Below are 416 nucleotides of genomic sequence, written 5' to 3' on the forward strand. Positions count from 1 at the left end.
TGACATAGGCGATCCTTAACGACGACGCGTGCCAGCTGGAGGAGAACCGTTACCCAGCCAGATATGACAGGAGCCACAGTCATCCGGGCCAATACGATCAACCCAGAATGGCCGCCCGTTAATCGTCAGGGTGTCCATACGCTGTAACTGTCTGACCGTGGCGGTCTCCACAAACAGGGTAGGACTGGTACCTTCAACACGGATCCCCGCACCGGCATAACCAATGTTTTCTGGATCATCGAATACGCCCTTGAGGTTTCCGCCTGATAACACGCCTGATGTTATCTTTATCTCGATGCCCATCACGCCGCGTATAGTGGTATCCGCGCGCGATATTGCCTCGTCAAAGAGGTTATCGAAATCAGCCATGCGGCCCCCGTCAGACTTCGCGAGCCAGCCCCTTCTCGATCAGCTCG

1 protein-coding gene is annotated in these 416 nt (G+C 55.5%); it reads right to left on the reverse strand.

All coding sequences use genetic code 11. The features are described 5' to 3' along the window. Window positions 1-15 precede the first annotated feature (15 nt). A complete protein-coding gene (locus ACJ9N4_RS20740; protein ID WP_411500776.1) occupies window positions 16-369 on the reverse strand; it encodes a head-tail joining protein in 354 nt (117 codons plus the stop codon). Window positions 370-416 lie beyond the last annotated feature (47 nt).

The sequence above is a fragment of the Enterobacter sp. LM3 genome (genome assembly GCF_046622475.1).
Lineage (GTDB): Bacteria > Pseudomonadota > Gammaproteobacteria > Enterobacterales > Enterobacteriaceae > Enterobacter > Enterobacter cloacae_P.